Here is a 23,216-nt window from a genome sequence, read left to right on the forward strand (position 1 = left end):
GGAGCATTTTCCATGACCAAAAATTACCGTATCGGCCAGATCGTACCCAGTTCCAACACCACGATGGAAACCGAAATTCCGGCGATGTTGACCGCGCGCCAGTTGATCCGCCCTGAGCGTTTTACCTTTCATTCCAGCCGCATGCGCATGAAGCATGTGAGCAAGGCGGAACTGGCGGCGATGGACGCCGAATCAGATCGCTGCGCGCTGGAGCTTTCCGACGCGCAGGTCGACGTGCTCGGCTATGCCTGCCTGGTGGCGATCATGTCGATGGGGCTGGGTTATCACCGTGAATCACAGGCCCGGCTGGCAAAGGTTACCCAAGACAACAATGCTGCCGCACCGGTGATCAGCAGCGCCGGCGCGCTGGTCAGTGGCCTGAAAGTGCTCGGCGCCAAACGCATCGCGCTGGTGGCGCCTTACATGAAGCCGCTGACCCAAATGGTCGTGGACTACATCGAACACGAAGGCATTGAGGTCAAGGTGTGGCGCGCGCTGGAGATCCCGGACAACCTGGCGGTGGGCCGTCACGATCCGGCCAAACTGCCGGGAATTGTCGCCGAGATGGATCTGAGCGACGTAGACACCATTGTGTTGTCCGCCTGCGTGCAAATGCCGTCTTTACCTGCGGTATCCACCGTTGAAGCGCAAACCGGCAAGCCGGTGCTGACCGCCGCCATCGCCACCACCTACGCCATGCTGACCGCGCTGGAGCTGGAGCCGATCGTGCCCGGCGCCGGTGCCCTGCTGTCCGGCGCCTATTAAGGAGGAAAAATGGCATCCGCAGCCGATAACTCTCTCATCGATAACTACAGCGGCGTCTGGGGCAACCGGATCGGTTTCGGCCGCCGCCCGGCGCTGCTGGTGGTCGACTTTATGCAGGCTTACACCACCGAGGGCGCACCGCTGTTCGCCCCCGGCGTGGTCAGCGCAGTCGACGAAAGCATGGCGCTGTTGGCCACCGCACGCCAGGTGAGAATTCCGGTGATCCACACCAATATCCGCTATCATGCGGGGCATTTTGCCGATGGCGGCATCTGGGTGAAAAAAGCGCCGGTGATGAAAGACATGGTCGAGGGCAACCCGCTGGCGGCGTTCTGCCCCCAGGTTGCGCCGCTAGCGACCGAGGTGGTGTTGACCAAACAATACGCCAGCGCCTTTTTCGGCACGTCGCTTGCGCCGATGTTGGTGGCGCTCGGCATCGATACCCTGCTGCTGGCCGGGTGTTCCACCAGCGGCTGTATCCGCGCCAGCGCGGTGGACGCCGTGCAACACGGATTTCGCACTATCGTGGTGCGTGAATGCGTGGGTGACCGTCACGCCGGCCCGCACGAAGCCAATCTGTTCGATATCGACAGCAAATACGGCGACGTAGTGACGAAAAAGGAGACCCTCGATTATCTGAACCGGCTGTAACCCAGAGTTTCACCTGCACGGAGAGCTGAACAATAAAGAAGGCGCGGAAAGCGCCTCAAAAGCAAACACACAACGCTCCTCCTCCGGAGGCCACTATGCACCACCTGGAGACATCATCATGGCCATTGTTGAAACCCCGTTAGCGGGGAAAGCGGGAACAGAATCGCTGCTGTACCGCAAAATCACCTGGAAGCTGATCCCGTTTCTTTGCCTGTGTTATCTGGCCGCATACCTTGACCGCATCAACGTCGGGCTGGCCAAGCTGCAGATGGCCGATCAACTGCAACTGAGCGAAGCCGCCTTTGGGCTGGGTGCCGGGCTGTTTTTTGTCGGTTATATCCTGTTTGAAGTGCCGAGCAACCTGATCCTGCAACGCGTCGGCGCCAAGGTGTGGATTGCCCGCATCATGATCACCTGGGGCCTGCTTTCCGCCGGCACCCTGTTCGTCACCACCCCGAATCAGTTTTACGCCATACGTTTTTTGCTGGGCGTGGCGGAAGCCGGCTTCCTGCCCGGCGTGCTCTATTACCTGACGCTATGGTTCCCCACCTATCGTCGTGGCCGCATCATTGCGCTGTTCATGATCGGCCTGCCGCTGTCGAGCGTAATCGGCGGCCCGATCTCCGGCTGGATCATGGGGCATTTCGATATGCGCCACGGGCTGCACGGCTGGCAATGGCTGTTCCTGCTGGAAGGGATCCCCAGCGTGCTGCTGGGCGTGATCACCTTCTGGGTGCTGCCCAATAATTATCGGCAGGCAAAATGGTTAACCGAGGACGAGAAAAAACGCATTGAGCAGGATCTGGCGCATGACGATGCCGAAGCCAGCCACAGCAAGCACAGTTTCCGCGACGGTTTCTTTAACCTCAAGGTGTGGATGTTGGGCGGCATTGATTTCTCGATCCTGCTCAGCGCCTATGCGATGGGGTTCTGGATGCCGACCTTCATCAAAACTGCCGGGGTCACCGACATTACCACCATCGGCCTGTTGACCGCGCTGCCGAGCGTCGCCGCCCTGTTGGGCATGCTGCTGATTGGCACCAGTTCCGACCGCATGCGCGAGCGACGCTGGCACATCATAGTGCCGTTTATCGTCGGCGCGATGGCGATGGCCGGCAGCACCTTCTTCACCCATAACGTGATCGCCACGGTGCTGTTGTTCTCCATCGCCCAGGCGGCGATCATCGGCGCGGTGCCGGTGTTCTTCAGTCTGCCCGCCACTTTTTTGCGCGGTACGGCGGCGGCAACCGGCTTTGCGCTGGCCTGCTCGCTGGCGAATATCGCCGGGTTGGTGAGTAACTCGCTGATGGGTTTGGCGCTGGACTTGACCGGCAAAAGCGGCGGCGCGCTGTGGGCCTTTGCCGGTTGTCTGCTGCTCAGTTCGCTGTTGGTGATCGCTCTGCCGGCCAAGGTGGTTAATCGCTGAAGAGGTTGGGCTCCGTGCGCGGAGCCCGGCTTATTGGCAGGTAAAATGCCTGTCCGCAGCTTCCCCCATGCGCTGCAACAAGCGGTGGCCGATATTATTGGTCCAGTTAAAGCTGTTTTGCAGAACCACCACCGCCGTCTTATGGCGCAAGTCCAGGCCGATATAGCTGGAGTAGCCGCCGATAAACCCCACTTGATAGGTAATTTGCTGGGCACCTACGTCATCCACTACCCAGGCGATGGCCGCCGCCTCTTTACTGCGTGCAAAGCGCACGGTCAGCGAGTCTTTCAGCGCCTTGTCCAGCGCCGCCGACCCGGTAGGCTCGACATGCGCCCGCGCATAACGCAGTAAATCGTCGGCATCGGTATAGAGCCCGGCGGCGCCGAGCATATAGGAAGAAAAACGCCAGTCGGGCACCGGCTGCCCACGGCGGATAAACTTGGGCTGATCGCCGGCATGGCCAATGGCGCGTTGCGGGTAGCCTGGCAACTGCTGCGCATCGTAGCGGGTATGGGTCAGCCCCAGCGGCTGGAGGATGTTTTCGGTGGTCAGACGATCCACTGTTTTGCCGGTGCGCCTTTGCAAGATGTAATCGAGCAGCGCATAACCCAGGTTGGAATAGCGTGGCTCTTCCACTGTTGGCGCATCGAAATGCGCCAGATAATCGAGAAATTTTGGCGTATCCAGCGAGCGATAGAAATTATCGCCGGTAAACAGATAACGTGCGAAGGCGCCGAGCATATCCGGCGTCATCATCTGTCGCGGCAGGCCCGAGGTATGAGTCACCAATTGCAGCAAGGTGATTTTTGCCGCATCCGGGCTGAGCGGCGTGCCTGCCGGCAGCAGCGTCGCCAGCGTATCGTTCCAATGCAGCACGCCTTTGTTGACCAGCACCACCGTCACTTCGGCAATAAACCCTTTGCTGACCGACCCCACGGCAAACAGCGTGTTGCCGTTCATCGGGTAGCCCTGCCGCGTATCGGTTACCCCGTAGCCAAAGGTGCGCGCTTGCCCGTTCGGCGTAAGGATCCCCACTACCAACCCCGGCGTTTGATGGCCGTCGATCATCGGCCGCGCCAGGCTGTCGACTTCAGCCTGCAGATCGCCGCTGCATGCCAAACGCCGGCTTTCCAGCGGCGAAACATCGGTCGGCATGCGCGACAACGAACCGCAGGCGGAGATCAGCAAAGGGATGCCAAGGGCGACACAGCACTTGAGGGGGATTTTTATCTTCATTGCTCACAGGCCAAAATTAACCGGCGCATGATAAACCATTGCACCAGCAATGCCTCGACTTTCTGCCGGCGTTTTTACCGGCCCACTCGACAGTGGCTAGCGGGCTGTGTCGTTTATCCCCTCAGAACCATCAAGCTGCCAAATAAAACAGGGGCGCAATTTCTTGCGCCCCTGTTCGCCGAACAGACATCACAATATTTTATTCGTCTTTCAGCCCGCGGTTAATCAGCATCGGCTCGATACTGGGCTCTTTGCCGCGCCAGTCGACGTACAGTTTTTCCAGATCCTGGCTGTTGCCGCGTGATAGCACCATGTCGCGGAAACGCTGGCCGTTCTCCGCCGTCAAGCCACCGTGCTCGGTGAACCACTGGAAGGCGTCATCCGCCAGCATTTCGGTCCACAGATAGGCGTAGTAACCGGCGGCATACCCGTTGCCCCAGATATGCTTGAAGTAGCTGGAGCGATAACGTGGCGGCACGTAGCTGAGATCGATTTTATCCTTCAGCAGCGATTCGGCTTCGAACTTGTCCACGTCCTGCTGCGGCTGATCCGCGCTCAGCATGTGCCAGTGCATGTCCAGCAACGCGGCAGACAGCAGCTCGGTCATGTCATAACCTTTGTTGAACTTGTCGGCCTTTTTGATTTTGTCGACCAGTTCCTGCGGCATGGCTTCGCCGGTTTTATAGTGTTTGGCGAAGTGCGCAAAGACTTTGGGATCGCTGGCCCAGTGTTCATTGAACTGTGAGGGGAACTCGACAAAGTCGCGCGCGGTATTGGTGCCGGACAGGCTTGGATACTCCTGATCGGCAAACATGCCGTGCAGCGCATGGCCAAACTCGTGGAACATGGTGATCACGTCATCGTACGACAGCAGCGCAGGCTGGCCCGGCGCAGGTTTGGTGAAGTTGGCGACGTTGTAAATCACCGGCTTGGTGCCTTTCAGCTTCGACTGTTCAACGAAGTTGCTCATCCAGGCGCCGCCGCCCTTGTTGTCGCGCTTAAAGAAGTCGGTATAGAACAGCGCCAGCGATTTGCCGTCTTTATCGAAGACCTCATACACGCGCACGTCCGGTTGGTAGACCGGGATGTCCTTGCGCTCTTTAAAGCTGATGCCATACAACAGGTTGGCGGCATAGAACACACCGTTGTTCAGCACGTTATCCAGTTCGAAGTAAGGTTTGATCTGCGACTCATCCAGATCGTATTTCGCCTTGCGGACTTGCTCGGCGTAGAACTGCCAGTCCCAGGCTTCAACCTTGAAATCGCCTTTCTGCTGATCGATTACCGCCTGAATGTCTTTGGCTTCTCGTTCGGCGCGCGCGGTGGCCGCCGGAACGATATTGCGCATAAAGCTCAGCGCCGCATCCGGGGTTTTGGCCATCTGGTTTTGCAGTTTCCAGGCGGCATAGTTCGGGAAGCCCAGCAACTTGGCCTGCTCGGCACGCACTTTAGCCAGGCGCGCGATGGTCTGGCGGGTGTCGTTGCCGTCGCCCTTTTCCGCCCGGTTCCACGAAGCGTCAAACAGTGCCTTGCGGGTATCTCTGTCTTTCAGGCTCTGCAACTCCGGCTGCTGGGTGGTGTTTTGCAACACCAGCAACCACTGTTTGTCCAGCTTGCGCTCGCCGGCAGCCTGAGCCGCCGCCGCCAGTTCGCTTTCCGACAGGCCGTCCAGCTTGCCTTTGTCGGCGATCGCCAGCGCGCCGTCTTTGGTCGCCGCCAGCAGCTTGTTGGAGAACTGGGTGCTCAGCGTCGCCGCTTCCTGATTCAGTGCTTTCAGCCTGGTTTTATCGGCATCGGACAGGTTGGCCCCCGCCAGTTCGAAGTTCTTGTAAGTCACTTCCACCAGGCGGCGCGATTCCGCATCCAGCTTCAGCGCATCGCGCTGCTGATAAATCGCCTTGATGCGCGCGAACAGCTTGCCGTTAAGCATGATGGCGTCATCCAGCGCCGCCAGTTTCGGCGAACTTTCCTCATCCAGCTTTTGCAGCGCGTCGCTGGTATTGGCCGAGGTCATGGCGCCAAATACGTTCATCACCCGCGTCAGCAGCGCGCCGGCCTGCTCCAGAGCCACAAAGGTATTTTTAAAATCAGGCTTGGCCGGGTTATTGGCGATCTTCTCCACCTCCTCCAGCTTTTGCTTGATACCGGCGTCGATCGCCGGAGCGTAGTCGCTTTCTTTAATCAGATTGAACGGCGGCGCCTGGAATGGCAGACGGCTCTGATAGAAGAACGGGTTCTCGTTCTTTTTGTTCTCGTGCTGGTTGGCTTCACCGGTCACGTTAGCCTCCTTAGCCTGGCCGCTGGGCAACGCGCTATGACTCGCGTGCGGGTTGGTTTCTGCTGCCTGTGCCTGCGAGCCCAGCGCCATGCCGATCGCCAGCACCAATGTAGATAAACGCATCAAATCGAAACTCCTCCATGTTCACAGAATAAAGTGCACGGGGAACCCAGTCCCCAGGCCACATCCTAGCTTAGGCGCAGTTGGCAGTTTGAGCAAAAACAAGTGATTAGAATGGGGTGTCCCGTTACAGGACACCGCGTTGCTGAATGCAGTCTGGACTATATCTGAAGGATTCAATCAAACAGGTAACCACTCTGAAAGGGTTATTCGATTTCTGTGCCTGCCTCTTATCTCAACATCATCGATTCTTTGAAATCACGCCACTCATGTATTGATTCAAATCGCGCAGATCCTGAATCCGCCAGGAGAACGGCGGTAGCTTTACCCCATTCTCTCGCAACGTTTTTGGAATCAGGTCTCCATTTGGACGAAGTATTATCGACGATACAATAACGCCCGGATAATCATTGAGGCGTGCTTTGAAAGCGGGGGTTGTCAGATCAGGTGGAGGCGGATTGGTTTTATCAGCCAATGGCCCCGTGCCTTTGAGATCGGTTCCGTGGCACATGCTACATCTCTGTGAATAGATGTTTTTCCCATTGGCATTATCCGCGAAGGAGAATGAGGCTTGCATTAACGATAAAGCGCCTAGCGAAGCGATGAACAATGCTTTCATTTCCATATGGCCTTGTTGTATGAGTCAGTGCTGAATCGAGGGCAGTCCCCGGCGGTGCCACTGCAACACCCCATTCTCACGATAACATTTGAGCCGCGATAAGTTGCCTCTGATTAATAATATGCATAACCGGTTTTTTCAAGTCCGTAAACCTACCTATCCCATTATTAATAAAAGTCAATCTGCTGATACAGAAAGAGCAAAAAGGCGGGGTTATAAACCCCGTCCCCCCCTCCCGTAACAAGCAATAATCTCCCCGGCCACCGCTACCGCGATCTCCGCAGGCAGTTTGCCTTTGACATCAGGCAAACCCAGCGGGCAGCGCATGGCGGCCACCGCCTGTTCGCTGATGCCACGCTGGCCAAGCTTGTATTCGAAGCGTTTACGCTTGGTCAGCGAACCAATCAGGCCAAAGTAACCGGCATCGCCGCGGCGCAAAATACGCTCTGCCAGCGCCAGATCCAGCGCGTGATCGTGGGTCATCACGATGAAATAACTGCCCGGCGGCATGGCATCGACGATCTCCAGCGGCTCATCGCAAATCTCTTGCTGCACGCCCGGCGGCATCGCCGCAGGGAACTCCGCCGCACGGCCATCTACCCAACGCACCCGGCACGGCAAGGTGGCGAGAATGCTCGCCAGCGCACGGCCCACATGCCCGGCGCCAAACAGCGCGATGTGCGGGCGCGGCGGGATCAAGGGCTCGAACAATACGCTGGTGGTTCCGCCGCAACACTGGCCCAGTCGCGCCGCCAGCGGGAAACGCTCCAGCCGCAGCGTGGTGCCCCCCTGTTGCAACATTTCACGCGCAATCGCCAGCGCCTGGAACTCCAGGTGCCCCCCGCCGATGGTATTGACCGCCCGTTCGGCGGTCACCAGCATTTTGGTGCCGCGGTTGCGCGGCGTGGAGCCCAACTCGTCCACCAGCGTCACCAGCACGCAGGGCTCGCCGCGCCTGCGTGCCTCTGCCAGCGCCTCAATCCATTCGTCCATCGCCGTTCTCCCGCGTCAATTCAGTGACAACGTCACTTGCCAGCATCTGTTGCACGCCCCACAGCACCCGTTCCGGCGTGGCCGGTGCGTCAATGTTGGGTTGCAGGCGGTAATCCGCCAGGCTGGCGACCGCGTCCTTGATCGCGCACCAAACCGAGATCCCCAGCATAAACGGCGGCTCGCCCACCGCTTTGGAATGGAACACCGTATCTTCCGGGTTTTTGCGGTTCTCCAGCAGCGTGACGCGCAGATCGGCGGGCACATCGCCAATCGCCGGAATTTTGTAGCTTGCCGGGCCGTTGGTCAGCAGCCTGCCCTGTTCATCCCACACCAATTCTTCGCTGGTCAGCCAACCCATGCCCTGCACAAAGCCACCCTCAACCTGGCCGATGTCAATAGCCGGGTTCAGCGAGTCGCCCACGTCGTGCAAAATATCGGCGCGCAGCAGTTTGTACTCGCCGGTCAGGGTGTCGATCAACACTTCCGCACAGGCCGCGCCGTAGGCAAAGTAATAGAACGGGTGGCCGCTGGCCTTGTCGCGATCGTAGAAAATTTTCGGCGTGCGGTAATAGCCGGTGCTGGCGAGCGAAACCTGATTGAAATACGCCTGTTCAACCACCTGCTCGAAGCTGAAATAACGCTCGCCCACCCTGACCTGGCCGTTACTGAAGGCAATTTGCTCGGCGCTGACCTGGTGCTGTTTGGAAAGCATGTCGATCAGCCGCTGTTTAATGATTAGCGCGGCATTTTCCGCCGCCTTACCGTTCAAATCGGTACCGGACGACGCCGCCGTCGGCGAGGTGTTCGGCACTTTTCCAGTATCGGTAGCGGTGATCTGAATACGTTCAATATCCACCTGGAACACTTCGGCGACTATCTGCGCCACCTTGGTGTTCAGCCCCTGGCCCATCTCGGTGCCGCCGTGGTTGAGCTGAATGCTGCCGTCGGTGTAAACCAGCACCAGCGCACCGGCCTGGTTGAGGAAGCTGGCGGTAAAAGAGATGCCGAACTTCACCGGCGTCAGCGCCAGCCCTTTTTTCAGGATCGGGTTTTCGGCGTTGAAACGGCGGATAGCCTCGCGCCGTGCCTGATAATCCGCGCTGTGTTCCAGTTCGGCGGTCATTTCCTGCAGCAGGTTCTGCTCCACCGGCTGGTGGTAATGGGTGATGTTGCGTTGGTCCTTGCCGTAATAATTGGTCTTGCGCACCGCCAGCGGATCAAGCACCAGATAGCGCGCAATATGGTCCATAATCTGTTCAATCGCCATCATGCCCTGCGGCCCGCCAAAGCCGCGATAGGCGGTGTTGGAAGCGATATGGGTTTTGCAGCGATGGCCGGTAATCAACACATCTTGTAGAAAATAGGCGTTATCGGCGTGGAACATGGCGCGATCGACGATTGATCCGGAGAGATCGAGCGAATAGCCGCAGTTGCCGGCCAGGCTGATTTTTATTCCGTTCAGCAGCCCGGCATCATCAAAGCCAACGTCATAGTGAATATAAAACGGGTGCCGTTTGCCGGTGATCAGCATGTCGTCATGGCGATTGAGGCGCATTTTGACCGGCCGCCCGGTCAGGTGCGCCACCACCGCACACAGGCACGCCGGGCCGGCAGCCTGGGTTTCCTTGCCGCCGAAACCGCCGCCCATGCGGCGCATGTCGAGGGTGACCTTGTGCATCGGCAGATTGAGCACCGAGGCCACCAGTTTCTGGATTTCGGTCGGGTTCTGGGTGGAGGAATACACCAGCATGCCGCCGTCCTCGGCGGGCATCACTGACGCGATCTGGGTCTCCAGATAAAAATGCTCCTGGCCGCCGACGTGCAACTCGCCCTGTATGCGGTGCAAAGCCCGCGCCAGCGCGCCGTCGGCATCGCCGCGCCGATGATGGTGCGCCTCCTGTACCACGAAGCCTTCGCGCAGCGATTGCGTTACGTCCAGCCGCGCCGGCAAATCCTGATACTCCACCTTCACCGCTTGCGCCGCCCGCCAGGCGATCTCCGGGTCTTCAGCCGCCACCACCGCGATCACCTGCCCAACGTACTCGACCGTTTCCTTCGCCAGCAGCGGATCGCCGTGGGTCAGTGGCGCAATATCCAGCTCGCCCGGCACGTCCTGCCAGGTGATCACCCGCACCACGCCGGGGAAAGCGTAGCAGGCCGACAAATCCAGCTTGATGATGCGCGCATGTGCCCGCTCGCTCAGCTTGGCCGCCAGATGCAGCTGATTTGGGAACTCCAGCCGATCGTCAATGTATTGCGCCTCGCCGCTGACGTGTTTGTCGGCGCTTTCATGTTTGCGGCTGCGGCCCACCCCGCTGGTTAACGGCTGGCGGAAACGTTCGGCCAGTTGTTCCTGCGTCGCTTCAATGCGTTTGTTATTACTCATGAGCCGTCACCTCGATCGCCAACTGCGGCGCGGTCAGCGCAATGAAATAGCGGCGCAGCAGGTTTTGCGCCACCAGCAGGCGATAACCGCTGCTGGCGCGAAAATCGCTGAGCGGCGTAAAGTCCTGCGCCAATGCCTGCACCGCACGTTCAACGGTGGCGCGTCGCCAAGGCTGCCCCACCAGTTGCCGCTCGCATAACAAGGCGCGTTTTGGCGTCGCTGCCATGCCGCCAAACGCCAGCCGGGCACTGCAGATAATGCCGTGTTCGATCCTCAGGTTAAAGGCGCCGCACACCGCCGAAATATCGTCCTCCAGTCGTTTGGAGACTTTCCAGGCGCGGAAATCCGCCGGTGCGGTGGCCGGCAGCACAATGCTTTCGATAAATTCCCCCGGCTGCAACGCGGTCTGGCGGTATCCCAGGAAGAAATCGGTCAATGGCAACTCACGCCGCACATCGCCGCAGCGCAGGTTCAGCATCGCATCCAGCGCCAGCAGCATTGGCGCGCCGTCGCCAATCGGCGAGGCGTTGGCGATATTGCCCCCCAAGGTGCCCTGGTTGCGGATCTGCTGCGAGGCGAAACGCGCCAGCAGTTCGCCGAAGGCCGGGTGATATTTTTCCAGCAGCGGATACAAGTCGCTCAGTGCCGCCCCGGCACCGATCGTCAACCGTTCGCCCTGCCAGCTGACTTGTTTCAACGCCTCAATCTGTCCAATGGCGATCAGCAGCGGCAAATCCTGGTGACGCTGGGTGACTTCCAGTGCCAGATCGGTGCCGCCGGCCAACAGCTTGGCCTGCGGGTGTTGCCGATACAGCACCGCCAGTTCGTCGATCGTTTGCGGCATCAGGCAGCGTTTGCCCGCCGCTTCCAGCGGCGTCGCTGCGCGGATGGCTTGCAGGCGCTGCAAAGTTTGCTGTTGCTGGCGATCGAAACTGTCCTCATCCTTGATGCCGCAGGCTTGCTGCGCCGCCGCCAAAATCGGCCGGTAGCCGGTGCAACGGCACAGGTTGCCCGCCAGCGCCTGCTGCGCCTGTTCACGCTGATATTCTCCGCCGCTCTTTTGCAGGCAGAACATCGACATCACAAACCCCGGCGTGCAAAAACCGCACTGCGAGCCGTGGCAATCGACCATCGCCTGCTGCACGCTGTGCAAATGGCCATTGTGTTTCAAATCCTCCACCGTGATCAGCTGTTTGCCGTGCAGGGCGCTGACGAACGTCAGGCAAGCGTTAACGCTGCGGTAACGCAACTGCCCGTCTTCCTGCTCCGCCAACACCACGGTGCAGGCGCCGCAGTCACCGGAGGCGCAACCTTCCTTGGTACCGCAGCGGCCCAGGTTGCGGCGCAGATAGTTCAGCACCGTAGTGTTGGGATCGAGCGCGCTTTCACTTTTCAACGTTTGATTGAGCAAGAACTGGATCATGCAGCCTCCTGGTGTGCGGCCATGCGGTAAACCACCTTGCCATCAACGTAGGTGCGATAAACGTTGCGGTCGTCCCCCAGCGTCATCAGCAAAAATAGCTGGTCCGCCAGCTCGCGGCTGTTTTCATGACGCAGCTTCTGCAACGGTGACACCGCCGGATCAAGGACCACAAAATCCGCCTCTTTACCGACGGCGAAATTGCCAATTTTGTCATCCAGCGCCAATGCGCGCGCACCGCCCAACGTGGCGTGATAGAAGGCTTCGCAGGCAGAGAGTTTATAGCGCTGCAACTGACCGACTTTGTAAGCCTCGCCCAACGTTTGCAGCATATTGAAGGTGGTGCCGGCGCCAACATCGGTACCGATGCCCAGTTTCACCTGTTTTTGCCAGGCTTTTTGCAGGTTGAACAGCCCGCTGCCGAGGAACAGGTTGGAGGTCGGACAAAAAGCGATTGCCGAACCGGTCTGGCACAGGCAATCCCATTCTTGCTCTTCCAGGTGCAGACAGTGGGCGAATACGCTTTTCTCGCCGGTCAGGCCGTACCGGTGATACACATCCAGATAGCTGCGGCTCTCCGGGAACAGCGCTTTCACCCAAGCGACTTCATCCAGATTCTCGCTCAGGTGGGTATGCAGCCAGGCGTCGGGAAACTCTTCACGCAGCCGCTGCACCTGCGCCAACAACGCTGGCGTGCTGGTGGGCGCGAAACGCGGCGTTATCGCATAGCCCAGACGTTGTTTGCCATGCCAGCGTTCTATCAGCACTCGCGTTTGCCGGTAACTTTGCTCCGGCGTTTCCAGCAATTCGTCCGGTGCATGGCGGTCCATCATCACCTTGCCGGCGATCAGGCGCATGTTCAGCGCCGCCGCCTGGCTGAACAGCGCTTCAACCGACTGCGGATGTACCGTGCCAAACACCAGCGCCGTGGTGGTGCCGTTACTTAACAGCTGTTGCAGGAAGAACGCCGACATCTTGCCGGCGTGCTGTTCACAACAGAACTGGCTTTCGGTCGGGAAAGTGTAGTGTTTCAACCATGCCAACAGCTGATCGCCATAAGCGCCGATCATTTCGGTTTGCGGATAATGAATATGGGTGTCGATAAACCCCGGTACGATCAGCTTGTCCCGATAATGTGTCACCTCAAAACCGGGTGGCAGCAGCGGTTCGCCCTGCTGCCAACTGCCTAACCAGGCAATGGCACCTTCATTTAGCAACATTAATCCGTCGGGAATATGCCGCAGTTGCTCATTCAACTGCTGCGGGCTCTCCACGCAGGCAGCGATATCGAAAAAATTGCCACGAATAGCCGTGGTGAATTGCATGCTCATGTTGCCGTTCCTTTTCTACCGACCCACGTAATGCACCCTGCTGAATGAACTCAGCCCGGTGAAAGACGGCGGTCTTTTTTATCGTTTGCAGATGTTGATTTAAGGATAGCAAAGGGTGTGCCACATGCCGCGACAATTACAACAACCCTTTTAAAAACAATAAATTAAAATAATAATCATTTATTTTAAAATTCACGAAAAATAACATGAAGAATAAGCAACCGATTGCCTGCGGATTTAAAAAAACGGTTGCACCAATGCCGGGCATTGATGCACGTCACCTCAGACAGATGATTCTCACTCCGATGTTATTCAATCGCATTAATACTCACTTAAATCATTCAGATAAAAACGGTTTCAAATGGCGATAATTTAATTTCTCAGCCATTTAACTCATTAAAAATATTTATAGAACAGTATTGATCTATATCAACATGTGCGCCATTATCGTATGGCTTTTTATTAATCAGCGCTATTATGGAAAGGACTCAAAGATGCTCGCAACCAAATAAAATAATACCTCTCACCTAAAAAATAAACGGATTGCAATGAACTGCGGTTGAAAAACGTTATGCCTATATTTTATGAGCATGACGCGTACATTAACGTTCAATTTTCACACTGAACCATCACGTTGTAATCACACAAGGAAAAGTATTTATGCTTAACCCTACCGTTTTACATCAATATAAAAACAAAACCCGAGATTCCGCGTCACTGATGCCCGATATGTCAGGAAAAAATATCCTGATGGGATTCTGGCATAATTGGGCCCCCGAACCGGGGCAAGGCTATAAGGGCGGCATGTTCACTGAAATGTCGCTGACGGAAATCCCTCAGGAATACAACGTGGTAGCCGTGGCATTTATGAAAGGCAGCGGTATCCCGACGTTCAAACCTTATCGCTATTCCGATGCGGAATTCAGGCAACAAATCAATGCGTTGAATGCACAGGGTCGTGCCGTGCTCATCTCCCTTGGCGGCGCTGACGCACATATTGAGCTCTACGCCGGCCAAGAAGAAATGCTGGCCTATGAATTGATCCGGCTGGTGGAAACCTACGGCTTTGATGGGCTGGATATTGACCTTGAACAATCGGCAATTACCTTTGCAGACAACCGCACGGTTATTCCCGCCGCGTTACGCATGGTTAAACAGCATTACGCTCTGGAAGGTAAAAACTTTATTATCAGCATGGCCCCGGAATTCCCTTACCTGCGCGATTCCGGCAGTTATCTGGCTTATCTTAAAGCACTCGAAGATATTTACGATTTTATTGCGCCGCAATATTACAATCAGGGCGGAGATGGCGTTTGGGTCGATGAGTTAAATAAACTGGTTAAACAAGACGACGACGCCATGAAAGAGGATTTTCTTTATTATCTCACCGACAGCCTCACTCACGGCACCCGTGGTTTCACCTCAATCCCGGCGGATAAATTTATTATCGGGCTGCCCGCCAATATTGATGGTGCAGCTAATGGTTATGTTATTAACCCGCAAGACGCCATTAATGCGCTTGAACGCCTGGATAAAGCAGGCAACCCGATCCGTGGCCTGATGACCTGGTCGGTCAGCTGGGATGACGGCGTTAACAAGTCCGGGCAGCCCTATGATTGGGAATTCGTCACGCGTTACGGCTTTTTGACCGGCGGCGGTAGCGGCGAGAAACCTTCTGCACCCGCCAACCTTGTTGCCACAGCGCAAACCCAGGACAGCATTACCCTTTCCTGGAGCGCATCCAGCGGCGTTTATCCCATTGCCTACTACTCCGTCTTGCGCGATAACCAGAAAATTGCCCAGCCTACGGCAACCCGTTTTACCGACAGTGGATTGACCGCAGGCACCCAATATCGTTACACCGTTAACGCGACCGATACCGAAGGTAACACGTCCTCAAACAGCGCCCCGTTGATTGCCGGTACCCTGCCCGGCGCTGCACCACAATGGCGCACAGAGCAATGGTATAACCGTGGCGAGCGCGTCAGTTATGCCGGCAATACCTATTTGTGCATTCAGGAACATACCTCTAACCGATTCTGGCTCCCTTCTCTGGCCGACATGCTTTGGCAGATCGAAACGCGTCGATAATCTCGCACGGCTTTTACCGAAAATTATTACTATCTCATTGAATAAATGGAGAAATATAATGGCTAACGCACGACGTAATCGCCCGCGTCATGGGCATGTGTTTTCCCCCGAATCTCGCGCCATCTTCGCCTATCAAGAAGGCAAATTGACGGATACCGATCCGAGCTCTCTGGAGGCAGGAAAATTCTTCCCCGCCACCGCAGGCGGATTGCATGATCCGATCGCGCCAACCGACGATATCAGCAATGTGCCGGCGGCAGATGGACAAATTGCCAGCGGCGGCTGGCCGGGTGCACTGTTCCTCGACGAGCCCGGCACTCAATGGCGTCAACATGAGGTCAAAGCGGGCCAGCCCCTCACGGTGTCCTGGGCATACCATGCTCTGCACCTCACGCGTCGCTGGAACTATTTCATCACCAAGGTCGATTGGGACCCGCAACGCAAACTCGCGCGTGACCAGTTCGAATCGGCGCCCTTCTATAAAGCAGAGCTGTCCGCTCAGCCGCATTGGGATCACCAGGCGGCATTAACACCGCCAGAGCCGACAATTCATCAGCTGACGCTGCCGGAAAGAAGTGGCTACCATGTGTTGCTCGCCATCTGGGAGGTCGCCAATACCGGCAATGCGTTTTATCAGGTTATCGATCTCAACTTCACCGATGCCGGCGGGAACGATCGTCCGACCCCTCCGGGTGGATTGCATGCAACCAACGTGACCACAAACTCGCTTGAGTTAGCCTGGTCCGCTTCCAACGGCACGCACCCCATCACCAGCTACTCCGTTTTTTGCAACGGCGATCTGTTGGTGAAACTTGACGCGCCGACGCTCGGCTATACCCATAAAAACCTGGCCCCGGACACGGACTACACCTATTTCGTCTCCGCCACGGACAGTGAAAATAATCAATCGCTGCCGGGGAATTCAATCGTTGCTCGTACGCTCGTTGAAGGGGGTGAGGACAATCCGCCTGCCGCACCGGGTAACTTGCACTCAATGGGCGTCACCGCCGATACGGTGCGTTTGATGTGGTCAGCGTCGACAGGCGGCCATGCGCTTAAGCATTATTATGTGTATCGTAACGGTATTCAGGTAGGTACCACGTCGCCGACACAGCATGAATATACGGATGTCGGGCTTAGCGCAAACACCGAATACCGCTATTTTGTCGCAGCAATAGACGTGCGGGATTACCTGTCCCTGCCCAGCAATGTGTTGATCCTGAACACCAGCGGCGGTGGCAACATTCCGGAATGGGCGCTCAATACGCGGTATGAAGTGGGTGACAAAGTGCGTTATCAGGGGAAAGCCTACCAATGTATCCAAGCCCACATCTCAAACGAGGGGTGGAACCCGGCGGAAACCGTCACTGTTCTTTGGAATGAAATCAGTGCATTAGCACGGTAATTTAGCCTCACGCCAAAGGCTCCTTTCAGGAGCCTTTTTTACGGCTATTTCAACAGCACTTCATAACGTGGGTTAAACTCGTCGAACAACGGCAGCGCCGCCGCCCCCAATGCTGCGGTATCCGCACCGGTGGTCCCCAGCCGCACGCGCAGACCGTCGAGGTATTTGCTGCGCACCGAACGGTGCAAGGGCGCCAATCGTTTGATCAACTGTTCCACAATGCTTTCCGGCATCAGCCCGCCAATAATCACCGCTTCGGCATCGAACATGCACTCTATGATGTTGATCGCCTGGCGCAACGCAGGCACCGCAGAATCCAGCCAGAGGTCGATCTGCGCCTGCGGCAATGCCAGCAGATCCTGCGGCATGGCGCGCATCGGATCCAGACCGCAGCTTTCGTACGCCGCCTGCAAGGAGACGTAACGCTCGAGGCAACCCTGGTTGCCGCAATAACAGACACGCCCGCCCGGTTGCACAATCATGTGGCCTATTTCACCGGCATTGTGCGCATGGCCGGTATAAATGCGCCCATCAGTGAAGATCCCCGCCCCAAGGCCGGTACCGAGATACAGATAAATAAACGAATTGAGTTGCCTGGCCACGCCGTGCAAACGTTCGCCGATGGCGGCGACGGTGGCGTCGTTCTCCAGCGTCACCGGCAGGCCGCTTTGCGCGTTAAGTTCAGCCACTACATCGATATTTTCCCAACCGTTGAGGGTAGTCGGCCCGACGGAGGAGATCCCTTCCACGCCAAACGGCCCCGGCATCACCACCCCGATGCCCAGCATTTTTGCCCAGGCCATCTCCGGCTGTTGGCGCATTTCTTGCAGTACATCACAAATCAGTTTCAAGGTCGCAGCAGGTTGCGGCTTTTGCACCATAATCAGCCGATGGAAACGAACGCTCCCTGACAGATCAACGACGATGATCAGAAGCGTCTGGTGATCCAGATGGATGCCGATGGAATACGCACTGTCCGGGTTCAAGGTCAACGGCGTCGCCGGTTGGCCTCTCCCTCCGGCACGGCGCGGCAGGTGCGAGGAGAGAATCCCGGCCTGTTCCAGCTCTGTCGCGATGTTTGAAACGGTTTGCGGCGTCAGTGAGGTCAGCCGGGCTATTTCGGCACGGGTCAGTTCGCCGTGCAGACGGATCGCCTCTATCACTACGCGCCGGTTGTGTGCACGAGCATGTTCAAGGTTAGTGCCGGATGTCGTCATAACTGCCTATGCAGAAAGGGAAATCGGTGTTTGCAGTATGGTGCCCTCCATTAAAGCAATCAAATTGATTTAAGAATCTTTTTAACACCGGAGAACGCACAATGAAAAGCCCTACCCGCGCCGTCAAGGCCGCCTGTACCCTGTCTGCCCTGGCGTTTTGCCTCTCAAACGCCTTTGCCGCACCTACGCAAATCAACGCGCTGTTTATGACCCAGGCTGCTTATAGCGAAAACGATATCCGCGCCATGACCGCAGATTTCACCCAACAGCACCCGGATATCACCGTTAATCTCGAGTTCGTCCCTTACGAAGCGCTGCACGATAAAATCGTCGCGGCACGCGGTGCAGGCAGCAACGGCTACGATGTGGTGCTGTTCGACGCCATCTGGCCGGCCGAATTCGTTAAGTTCGGCCTGTTGCAAGACGTCACCTCGCGCATCAGCGCCGACGACAGCGGCAAGATTTTCGACGGAGCCATGACCACCGTCACTTATAAAGACAAGCGTTGGGGAATGCCGTGGATCCTCGACACCAAATATCTGTATTACAACAAAGCCATGCTGGCCAAGGCCGGCATCAGCGCTCCGCCGAAAACCTGGCAGGAGCTGGCGCAGCAGGCAGAAATCCTGAAACAGAAAAACGTGGTCAAATATCCGCTGGTATGGAGCTGGTCGCAGGCCGAGGCGCTGGTTTGCGACTACACAACGCTGGTGTCCGCCTTCAAGGGCCAGTTCTTCCAGCAGGGGAAAATCAACTTCTCCACCCCTGGCTCGTTGCAGGCTGCCGGCTACATGAAAGACTCGCTGGACAAAGGGCTGACCAACCCGAACTCACGCGAATATCTGGAAGAGGACGTGCGTAAAGCCTTCTCTAACGGCGACGCCGCCTTTGCGCTCAACTGGACCTATATGTACAACATGGCCAACGATCCGAAGCAGAGCAAAGTGGCCGGCGATGTCGGCATCGTGCCGGCACCGGGCTCGGTTGAGGGGCAGGTTTCCGCCGTCAACGGGTCGATGGGCCTCGGCATCGCCAAGGCCAGCGCCCACCCCGATCAAGCCTGGCAGTACATCAGCTACATGACCTCCCAGCCGGTGCAGGATAAGTACGCCAAACTGAGCCTGCCGATCTGGAAATCCTCCTACGACGACCCGGCGGTGCAGAAAGACCAGGAGCCTTTGATCGCCGCCGCCAAACAATCGCTGAACGTGATGTTGTCGCGCCCTGAAACCGCCGATTACTCGCGTCTCTCCAATGGGTTGCAACAAGATTTGCAGCAGATTCTGCAAGGCAAGGTGACGCCGCAAGCGGGCCTGGACGCAGCCACCAAAAGCGCTGCGCGGCTGCGTTAAGGGATGACGATGCTCACTTTGCCCCAACGTGAGCGGCGTCAGGCATGGGTGCTGCTGGCACCCATGCTGCTGATGATGCTGCTGTTAACCGCCTGGCCGCTGGGCCGCACCCTGTGGCTGAGCTTTACCGACGCCGCATTGGTCGGTGACGGCGTAACGCCGGCCTGGGTCGGTACCGATAACTTTCTGTATGCCCTGACTGACCCGGATTTCCAGGCTGCGCTGTGGCGCACGCTGTATTTCACCGTGGTTTCGGTGGCGTTCGAAGGGGTGATTGGCGTGTTGGTGGCGCTGCTGCTTAACCAGCAATTCCACGGCCGCAACCTGCTGCGGGTGCTGGTGATTTTGCCCTGGGCGCTGCCTACCATCGTCAATGCGACAATGTGGCGGCTGAACTTCAACCCGGATTACGGCAGCATCAATGCGCTGCTGACTCAGCTTGGGGTCATTGATCATTACCGCAGTTGGCTGGGCGATCCTGCCTCGGCGATGAACGCGGTGATGTTGGCGGATATCTGGAAAAACTATCCGCTGATTACCCTGCTGACGCTGGCGGCACTGCAATCTATCCCGGAGGATCTGTACGAGGCGGCCCGGCTGGACGGTGCCTCCGCCTGGCGGCGATTCCGTGCCATCACCCTGCCCGCCATTCTGGCACCGCTGGCGGTGGCGCTGGTGTTACGCACCATCGACGCTTTCAAGGTGTTCGACATCATTTACGTGATGACCCGCGGCGGGCCAATGGACAGCACCAAAACCCTCAGCTTCTTCGTTTATCAGGAATCGTTCAGCTATCTGCGTGCCGGCAGCGGCGCCGCCTACGCAGTGCTGATGACCTTGCTGTGCGGCTTGCTGATCGCTCTCTACATGCTGATGCTGTTCCGCCAGCGCCGCAGGAGCCTCGCCGATGAAGCGTAAAATCCGCCTGATACTGCGCTACGGCGCCGCGCTGCTGCTGGCGCTGTCGATCCTCGTGCCGATGCTGTGGCTATTCTTGATGAGCGTCAGCTCTTCCGCCGATCTGACCCGCATACCGCTGGAATGGCTGCCGCGCCGCTGGGACTTTTCGCGCTACGGCAGTTTATTGTCGCTGCAGGCCGGCCAGCCTGGAGCGCTGTTCCTGCACGCGCTGTTCAACAGCCTGCTGGTGGCCTGCGGCGCCACGCTGATTTCGCTGCTGCTGGCGATCCCGGCGGCGTTCAGTTTTTCACGCTATCCGGGCCGGGACGGCTGGCTGTTCGCCAGCCTGGCGATTTACATGGTGCCGCCGGTCGCCTTCGTGCTGCCGCTGTACTTTATTTTGCAACAGCTGGCGCTGCTGAACACCCATCTCGGCCTGGCGCTGGTCTACTGCTCGCTGATCCTGCCGTTCCTCACCTGGATGCTGAAAAACCAGTTCGACGCCCTGCCGATCGATATCGAACAGGCGGCGCGGCTGGATGGGCTGCGTCAGTGGCAGGTACTGCTGCGCATTACGCTGCCGCTGGCAAAACCCGCGCTCGGGGCCTCGGCGCTGTTCGGCTGGTTGCTGGCCTGGGACGAATTTTTCTACGCGCTGCTGTTTACCAGCAATATTCAGGCACAGACGCTGCCGGTGACCATCGCCGGTTTCACCGCCGGGCGCGCCACCGATGACGGGTTGATCGCCGCCGTCGGAATTTTGGCCGCCATACCGCCACTCTTTATTGCCATTTGGCTGCAAAAAACGCTGGTCAGCGGCTTAACCAGCGGCGGCAGCAAGGGCTGACTTAAAAGGGAAAGAATTGACATGATGAATACCAACACCAGACCCACTTTGTACGTGGTCGGTAATATCAACGTCGACGTAATCATGAGCACCCTGCACCAGTGGCCGCAGAAAGGCACCGAGGCAATGCTGGATCACAGCGAACTGCGCCCCGGCGGCTCGGCCGGCAACTGTGCGCTGGCTTTGGCGGCGCTGGAGACGCCTTATCGGCTGGTGGCCAATCAGGGCAACGACTATTTCAGCCCCTGGCTGGCGCACCTGTTTCCGGAAAGCTCGCTGTATTGGCCGACCTACAGCTGCGAAACCTCGCTGACCTTCGGCGTGACGCACCCCGACAACGAACGCACCTTTTTCAGCAATCAGGGGCATATTACCCGCCTGAGCCAGGACGACGTGCTGCACCAGATCCCGCTGTTCGCCGGCAACGGCGACACCGTGCTGTTATGCGGCACCTTCCTGTGTACCACCTTGCTGACGGATTACCCGGCGCTGCTGCAAACCCTGCGCCAGCGCGGCTACCGCATTGCAGTGGATACCGGCTGGCCGCCGCAGGGCTGGAGCGACGCGCTGCGCGGGCAGATCGCCGACTGGTTGCCGTTCTGCGACATTCTGCTGCTGAATGAGGTGGAAACCTGCGGCATGGCGGGCCATGAAGATCTGTACACCGCCGCCCGTACCCTGAACCGCCAACAACCGGCCGATGCCGCCTGCGTGGTGAAATGCGGCCCGGACGGCGCACGCATGTGGTGCGGCGAACGGCTGCTGCAGGCGGCCGCGCACCCGATCAAGGTGGTCGACACCATCGGTGCCGGCGACAGTTTCAACGCCGGGTTTCTGACCGCCTGCCTGCACGGCCATTCGGCCACGGTGGCGCTGCGCTGGGGTATTCGTGCCGCCAGCCACGCCATCAGCAGTTCGCCGCGTCAATATCTGGACTGGAATACCCTGAAAACCTGCGCCGGAGAGATGATCTGATGGCAAGCGTAGAACTGGTGAAAGTCGCCAAATATTATGGCAAACAGCGGGTGCTTAACCCGCTGGATCTGATCATTCCCGACGGTAGCTTTACCGTGCTGGTCGGCCCCTCCGGCTGCGGCAAATCCACGTTGCTGCGGTTGCTGGCCGGGTTGGATACGCTATCCGATGGCGCCATCCTGCTGGATAAAAAGAAGATTAACGATCTGGACCCCGCCGATCGCGATATCGCCATGGTGTTCCAGAGCTATGCGCTCTATCCGCATCTGACCGTGGAGGAAAACATGGCGTTTCATATGCAGGTCATGAAAGTCAGCAAAAGCGAGCAGCAGAGCAAAGTGCAGCAGGCGGCGCGCATTCTGGCGATCGATCACCTGTTGCAGCGCTATCCAAAGGAGTTGTCCGGCGGTCAGCGCCAGCGGGTGGCGATGGGCCGTGCCATGGTGCGCAATCCGAAGGTCTTTCTGTTCGATGAGCCGTTGTCCAACCTCGACGCCCAACTGCGCATGGAGCTGCGCGCCGAGATTAAATCGCTGCATCAGCAGTTCAAAACCACCACGGTGTACGTCACTCACGATCAGATAGAGGCCATGACGCTGGCCGATCAAATCGTGGTGATGAAAGACGGCAATATCGTGCAACAGGGCCGGCCGCTGGAGATCTACGACGCGCCCGCCAACACCTTTGTGGCGCGTTTTATCGGTTCGCCGCCCATGAATCTGTTGGACGGCATCGTCACCCCGCACGGCGATCGCCCCGGCGTAACCTGCGGTGAGTTGTGGTTGCCGCTGCCCGACAAATGGCGGCAGGCGGTGCCGGGCAGTAACGTGATCCTCGGGCTGCGCCCGCATGATTTTCTGCTGGTGGAGGTCAGCGAACAGCCGCCCGCCCAGCTTCGGCTGATGGAGATCACCGGTGATGTCAGTCTGTTGCACCTGACCTGGGGCGGCTACCGGTTGCATGTGCAGTTCAACGGCAGAATCAACGCCGAAAGCGGCCAGCCACTGTGGTTGGCACCCAATATAGACGCAATCCACTTGTTCGACGCCGCCAGCGGCCAGCGGTTAAGCGAAAGTTGAGTATTGATTATCAGTGGGTTCGGCCTGAAAAGGCCGGGCTAAAACAGGCTGTTCCCCTCTGAGAGCGCAGATCGCTGCGCTCGCTAATCATCACCTGCTTAACCTCTTTTTAACCTGTGTACGAT

At 57.8% G+C, this 23,216-nt stretch carries 19 protein-coding genes; 11 read left to right on the forward strand and 8 right to left on the reverse strand.

Going from position 1 to position 23,216, the window contains the following annotated elements:
* Positions 1-12: 12 nt before the first annotated feature.
* From QZQ97_RS06515 to QZQ97_RS06525, 3 genes are all read left to right on the forward strand, one after another.
* The gene (locus QZQ97_RS06515) at positions 13-765 is read left to right on the forward strand and encodes a maleate cis-trans isomerase family protein (protein WP_442995133.1); all 753 of its coding nucleotides are present in this window, start codon (positions 13-15) and stop codon (positions 763-765) included.
* Between the two features lie 9 nt (positions 766-774).
* A complete protein-coding gene (locus QZQ97_RS06520) occupies positions 775-1,416 on the forward strand; it encodes an N-carbamoylsarcosine amidohydrolase (protein WP_311992773.1) in 642 nt (213 codons plus the stop codon).
* A gap of 118 nt (positions 1,417-1,534) precedes the next feature.
* Entirely contained in the window at positions 1,535-2,842 is a 1,308-nt protein-coding gene (locus QZQ97_RS06525; protein WP_311992774.1) for an MFS transporter, read from the forward strand.
* 30 nt (positions 2,843-2,872) lie between these two features.
* Here QZQ97_RS06525 and QZQ97_RS06530 read toward each other — a convergent pair whose 3' ends face one another.
* The 7 genes from QZQ97_RS06530 to guaD all read right to left on the reverse strand — a co-directional run bounded on the left by QZQ97_RS06530 (position 2,873) and on the right by guaD (position 13,225).
* Complete coding sequence (locus QZQ97_RS06530; protein ID WP_311992775.1) at positions 2,873-4,078, reverse strand: serine hydrolase domain-containing protein; 1,206 nt, start codon at positions 4,076-4,078, stop codon at positions 2,873-2,875.
* 199 nt (positions 4,079-4,277) lie between these two features.
* Positions 4,278-6,479, reverse strand: a complete 2,202-nt coding sequence (gene dcp / locus QZQ97_RS06535) for a peptidyl-dipeptidase Dcp (protein WP_311992776.1) — start codon at positions 6,477-6,479, stop codon at positions 4,278-4,280.
* A gap of 238 nt (positions 6,480-6,717) precedes the next feature.
* Complete coding sequence (locus tag QZQ97_RS06540) at positions 6,718-7,095, reverse strand: c-type cytochrome (protein WP_311992777.1); 378 nt, start codon at positions 7,093-7,095, stop codon at positions 6,718-6,720.
* 213 nt (positions 7,096-7,308) lie between these two features.
* Complete coding sequence (gene xdhC, locus QZQ97_RS06545) at positions 7,309-8,088, reverse strand: xanthine dehydrogenase accessory protein XdhC (protein WP_311992778.1); 780 nt, start codon at positions 8,086-8,088, stop codon at positions 7,309-7,311.
* Positions 8,072-10,474: a xanthine dehydrogenase molybdopterin binding subunit gene (gene xdhB / locus QZQ97_RS06550; RefSeq protein ID WP_311992779.1), complete on the reverse strand. Its 2,403-nt coding sequence runs from the start codon at positions 10,472-10,474 to the stop codon at positions 8,072-8,074. The genes xdhC and xdhB overlap by 17 nt, the downstream gene beginning before the upstream one ends.
* A complete protein-coding gene (xdhA, locus tag QZQ97_RS06555) occupies positions 10,467-11,897 on the reverse strand; it encodes a xanthine dehydrogenase small subunit (RefSeq protein WP_311992780.1) in 1,431 nt (476 codons plus the stop codon). Before xdhA ends, xdhB begins: the two co-directional genes overlap by 8 nt.
* Positions 11,894-13,225 carry a guanine deaminase gene (guaD, locus tag QZQ97_RS06560; RefSeq protein WP_311992781.1) on the reverse strand — a complete coding sequence of 444 codons (1,332 nt, stop codon included), beginning with the start codon at positions 13,223-13,225 and terminating at the stop codon, positions 11,894-11,896. The genes xdhA and guaD overlap by 4 nt, the downstream gene beginning before the upstream one ends.
* A 206-nt stretch (positions 13,226-13,431) precedes the next feature.
* On the opposite strand from guaD, the gene QZQ97_RS06565 reads away from it, so the two are divergent.
* From QZQ97_RS06565 to QZQ97_RS06575, 3 genes are all read left to right on the forward strand, one after another.
* Positions 13,432-13,596 (forward strand): hypothetical protein, encoded by a 165-nt coding sequence (locus QZQ97_RS06565; protein ID WP_311992782.1) that lies wholly within the window; start codon positions 13,432-13,434, stop codon positions 13,594-13,596.
* 289 nt (positions 13,597-13,885) lie between these two features.
* A complete protein-coding gene (locus QZQ97_RS06570; RefSeq protein WP_311992783.1) occupies positions 13,886-15,316 on the forward strand; it encodes a glycosyl hydrolase family 18 protein in 1,431 nt (476 codons plus the stop codon).
* Positions 15,317-15,374: 58 nt separating this feature from the next.
* The gene (locus tag QZQ97_RS06575) at positions 15,375-16,721 is read left to right on the forward strand and encodes a lytic polysaccharide monooxygenase (protein ID WP_311992784.1); all 1,347 of its coding nucleotides are present in this window, start codon (positions 15,375-15,377) and stop codon (positions 16,719-16,721) included.
* 44 nt (positions 16,722-16,765) lie between these two features.
* On the opposite strand, the gene QZQ97_RS06580 is transcribed toward QZQ97_RS06575, so the two are convergent.
* On the reverse strand, positions 16,766-17,938 hold the full coding sequence (locus QZQ97_RS06580) for an ROK family transcriptional regulator (RefSeq protein ID WP_311992785.1): 1,173 nt from the start codon (positions 17,936-17,938) through the stop codon (positions 16,766-16,768).
* Between the two features lie 101 nt (positions 17,939-18,039).
* Here QZQ97_RS06580 and QZQ97_RS06585 point away from each other — a divergent pair, with 101 nt between their 5' ends.
* Genes QZQ97_RS06585 through QZQ97_RS06605 form a run of 5 tightly spaced genes read left to right on the forward strand, consistent with a single transcriptional unit; the run spans position 18,040 to position 23,091 of the window.
* Entirely contained in the window at positions 18,040-19,290 is a 1,251-nt protein-coding gene (locus QZQ97_RS06585) for an extracellular solute-binding protein (RefSeq protein WP_311992786.1), read from the forward strand.
* Positions 19,291-19,299: 9 nt separating this feature from the next.
* Positions 19,300-20,208, forward strand: a complete 909-nt coding sequence (locus QZQ97_RS06590) for a carbohydrate ABC transporter permease (RefSeq protein WP_311992787.1) — start codon at positions 19,300-19,302, stop codon at positions 20,206-20,208.
* Positions 20,198-21,037 carry a carbohydrate ABC transporter permease gene (locus tag QZQ97_RS06595; protein ID WP_311992788.1) on the forward strand — a complete coding sequence of 280 codons (840 nt, stop codon included), beginning with the start codon at positions 20,198-20,200 and terminating at the stop codon, positions 21,035-21,037. Before QZQ97_RS06590 ends, QZQ97_RS06595 begins: the two co-directional genes overlap by 11 nt.
* A gap of 21 nt (positions 21,038-21,058) precedes the next feature.
* Positions 21,059-22,012: a carbohydrate kinase family protein gene (locus QZQ97_RS06600; protein WP_311992789.1), complete on the forward strand. Its 954-nt coding sequence runs from the start codon at positions 21,059-21,061 to the stop codon at positions 22,010-22,012.
* Positions 22,012-23,091, forward strand: a complete 1,080-nt coding sequence (locus QZQ97_RS06605) for an ABC transporter ATP-binding protein (protein ID WP_311992790.1) — start codon at positions 22,012-22,014, stop codon at positions 23,089-23,091. The genes QZQ97_RS06600 and QZQ97_RS06605 overlap by 1 nt, the downstream gene beginning before the upstream one ends.
* The last annotated feature ends 125 nt before the right edge of the window (positions 23,092-23,216 follow it).

The sequence above is a fragment of the Serratia sp. root2 genome (assembly GCF_031931805.1).
In the GTDB taxonomy this organism is placed as follows: Bacteria; Pseudomonadota; Gammaproteobacteria; order Enterobacterales; family Enterobacteriaceae; genus Serratia; species Serratia inhibens.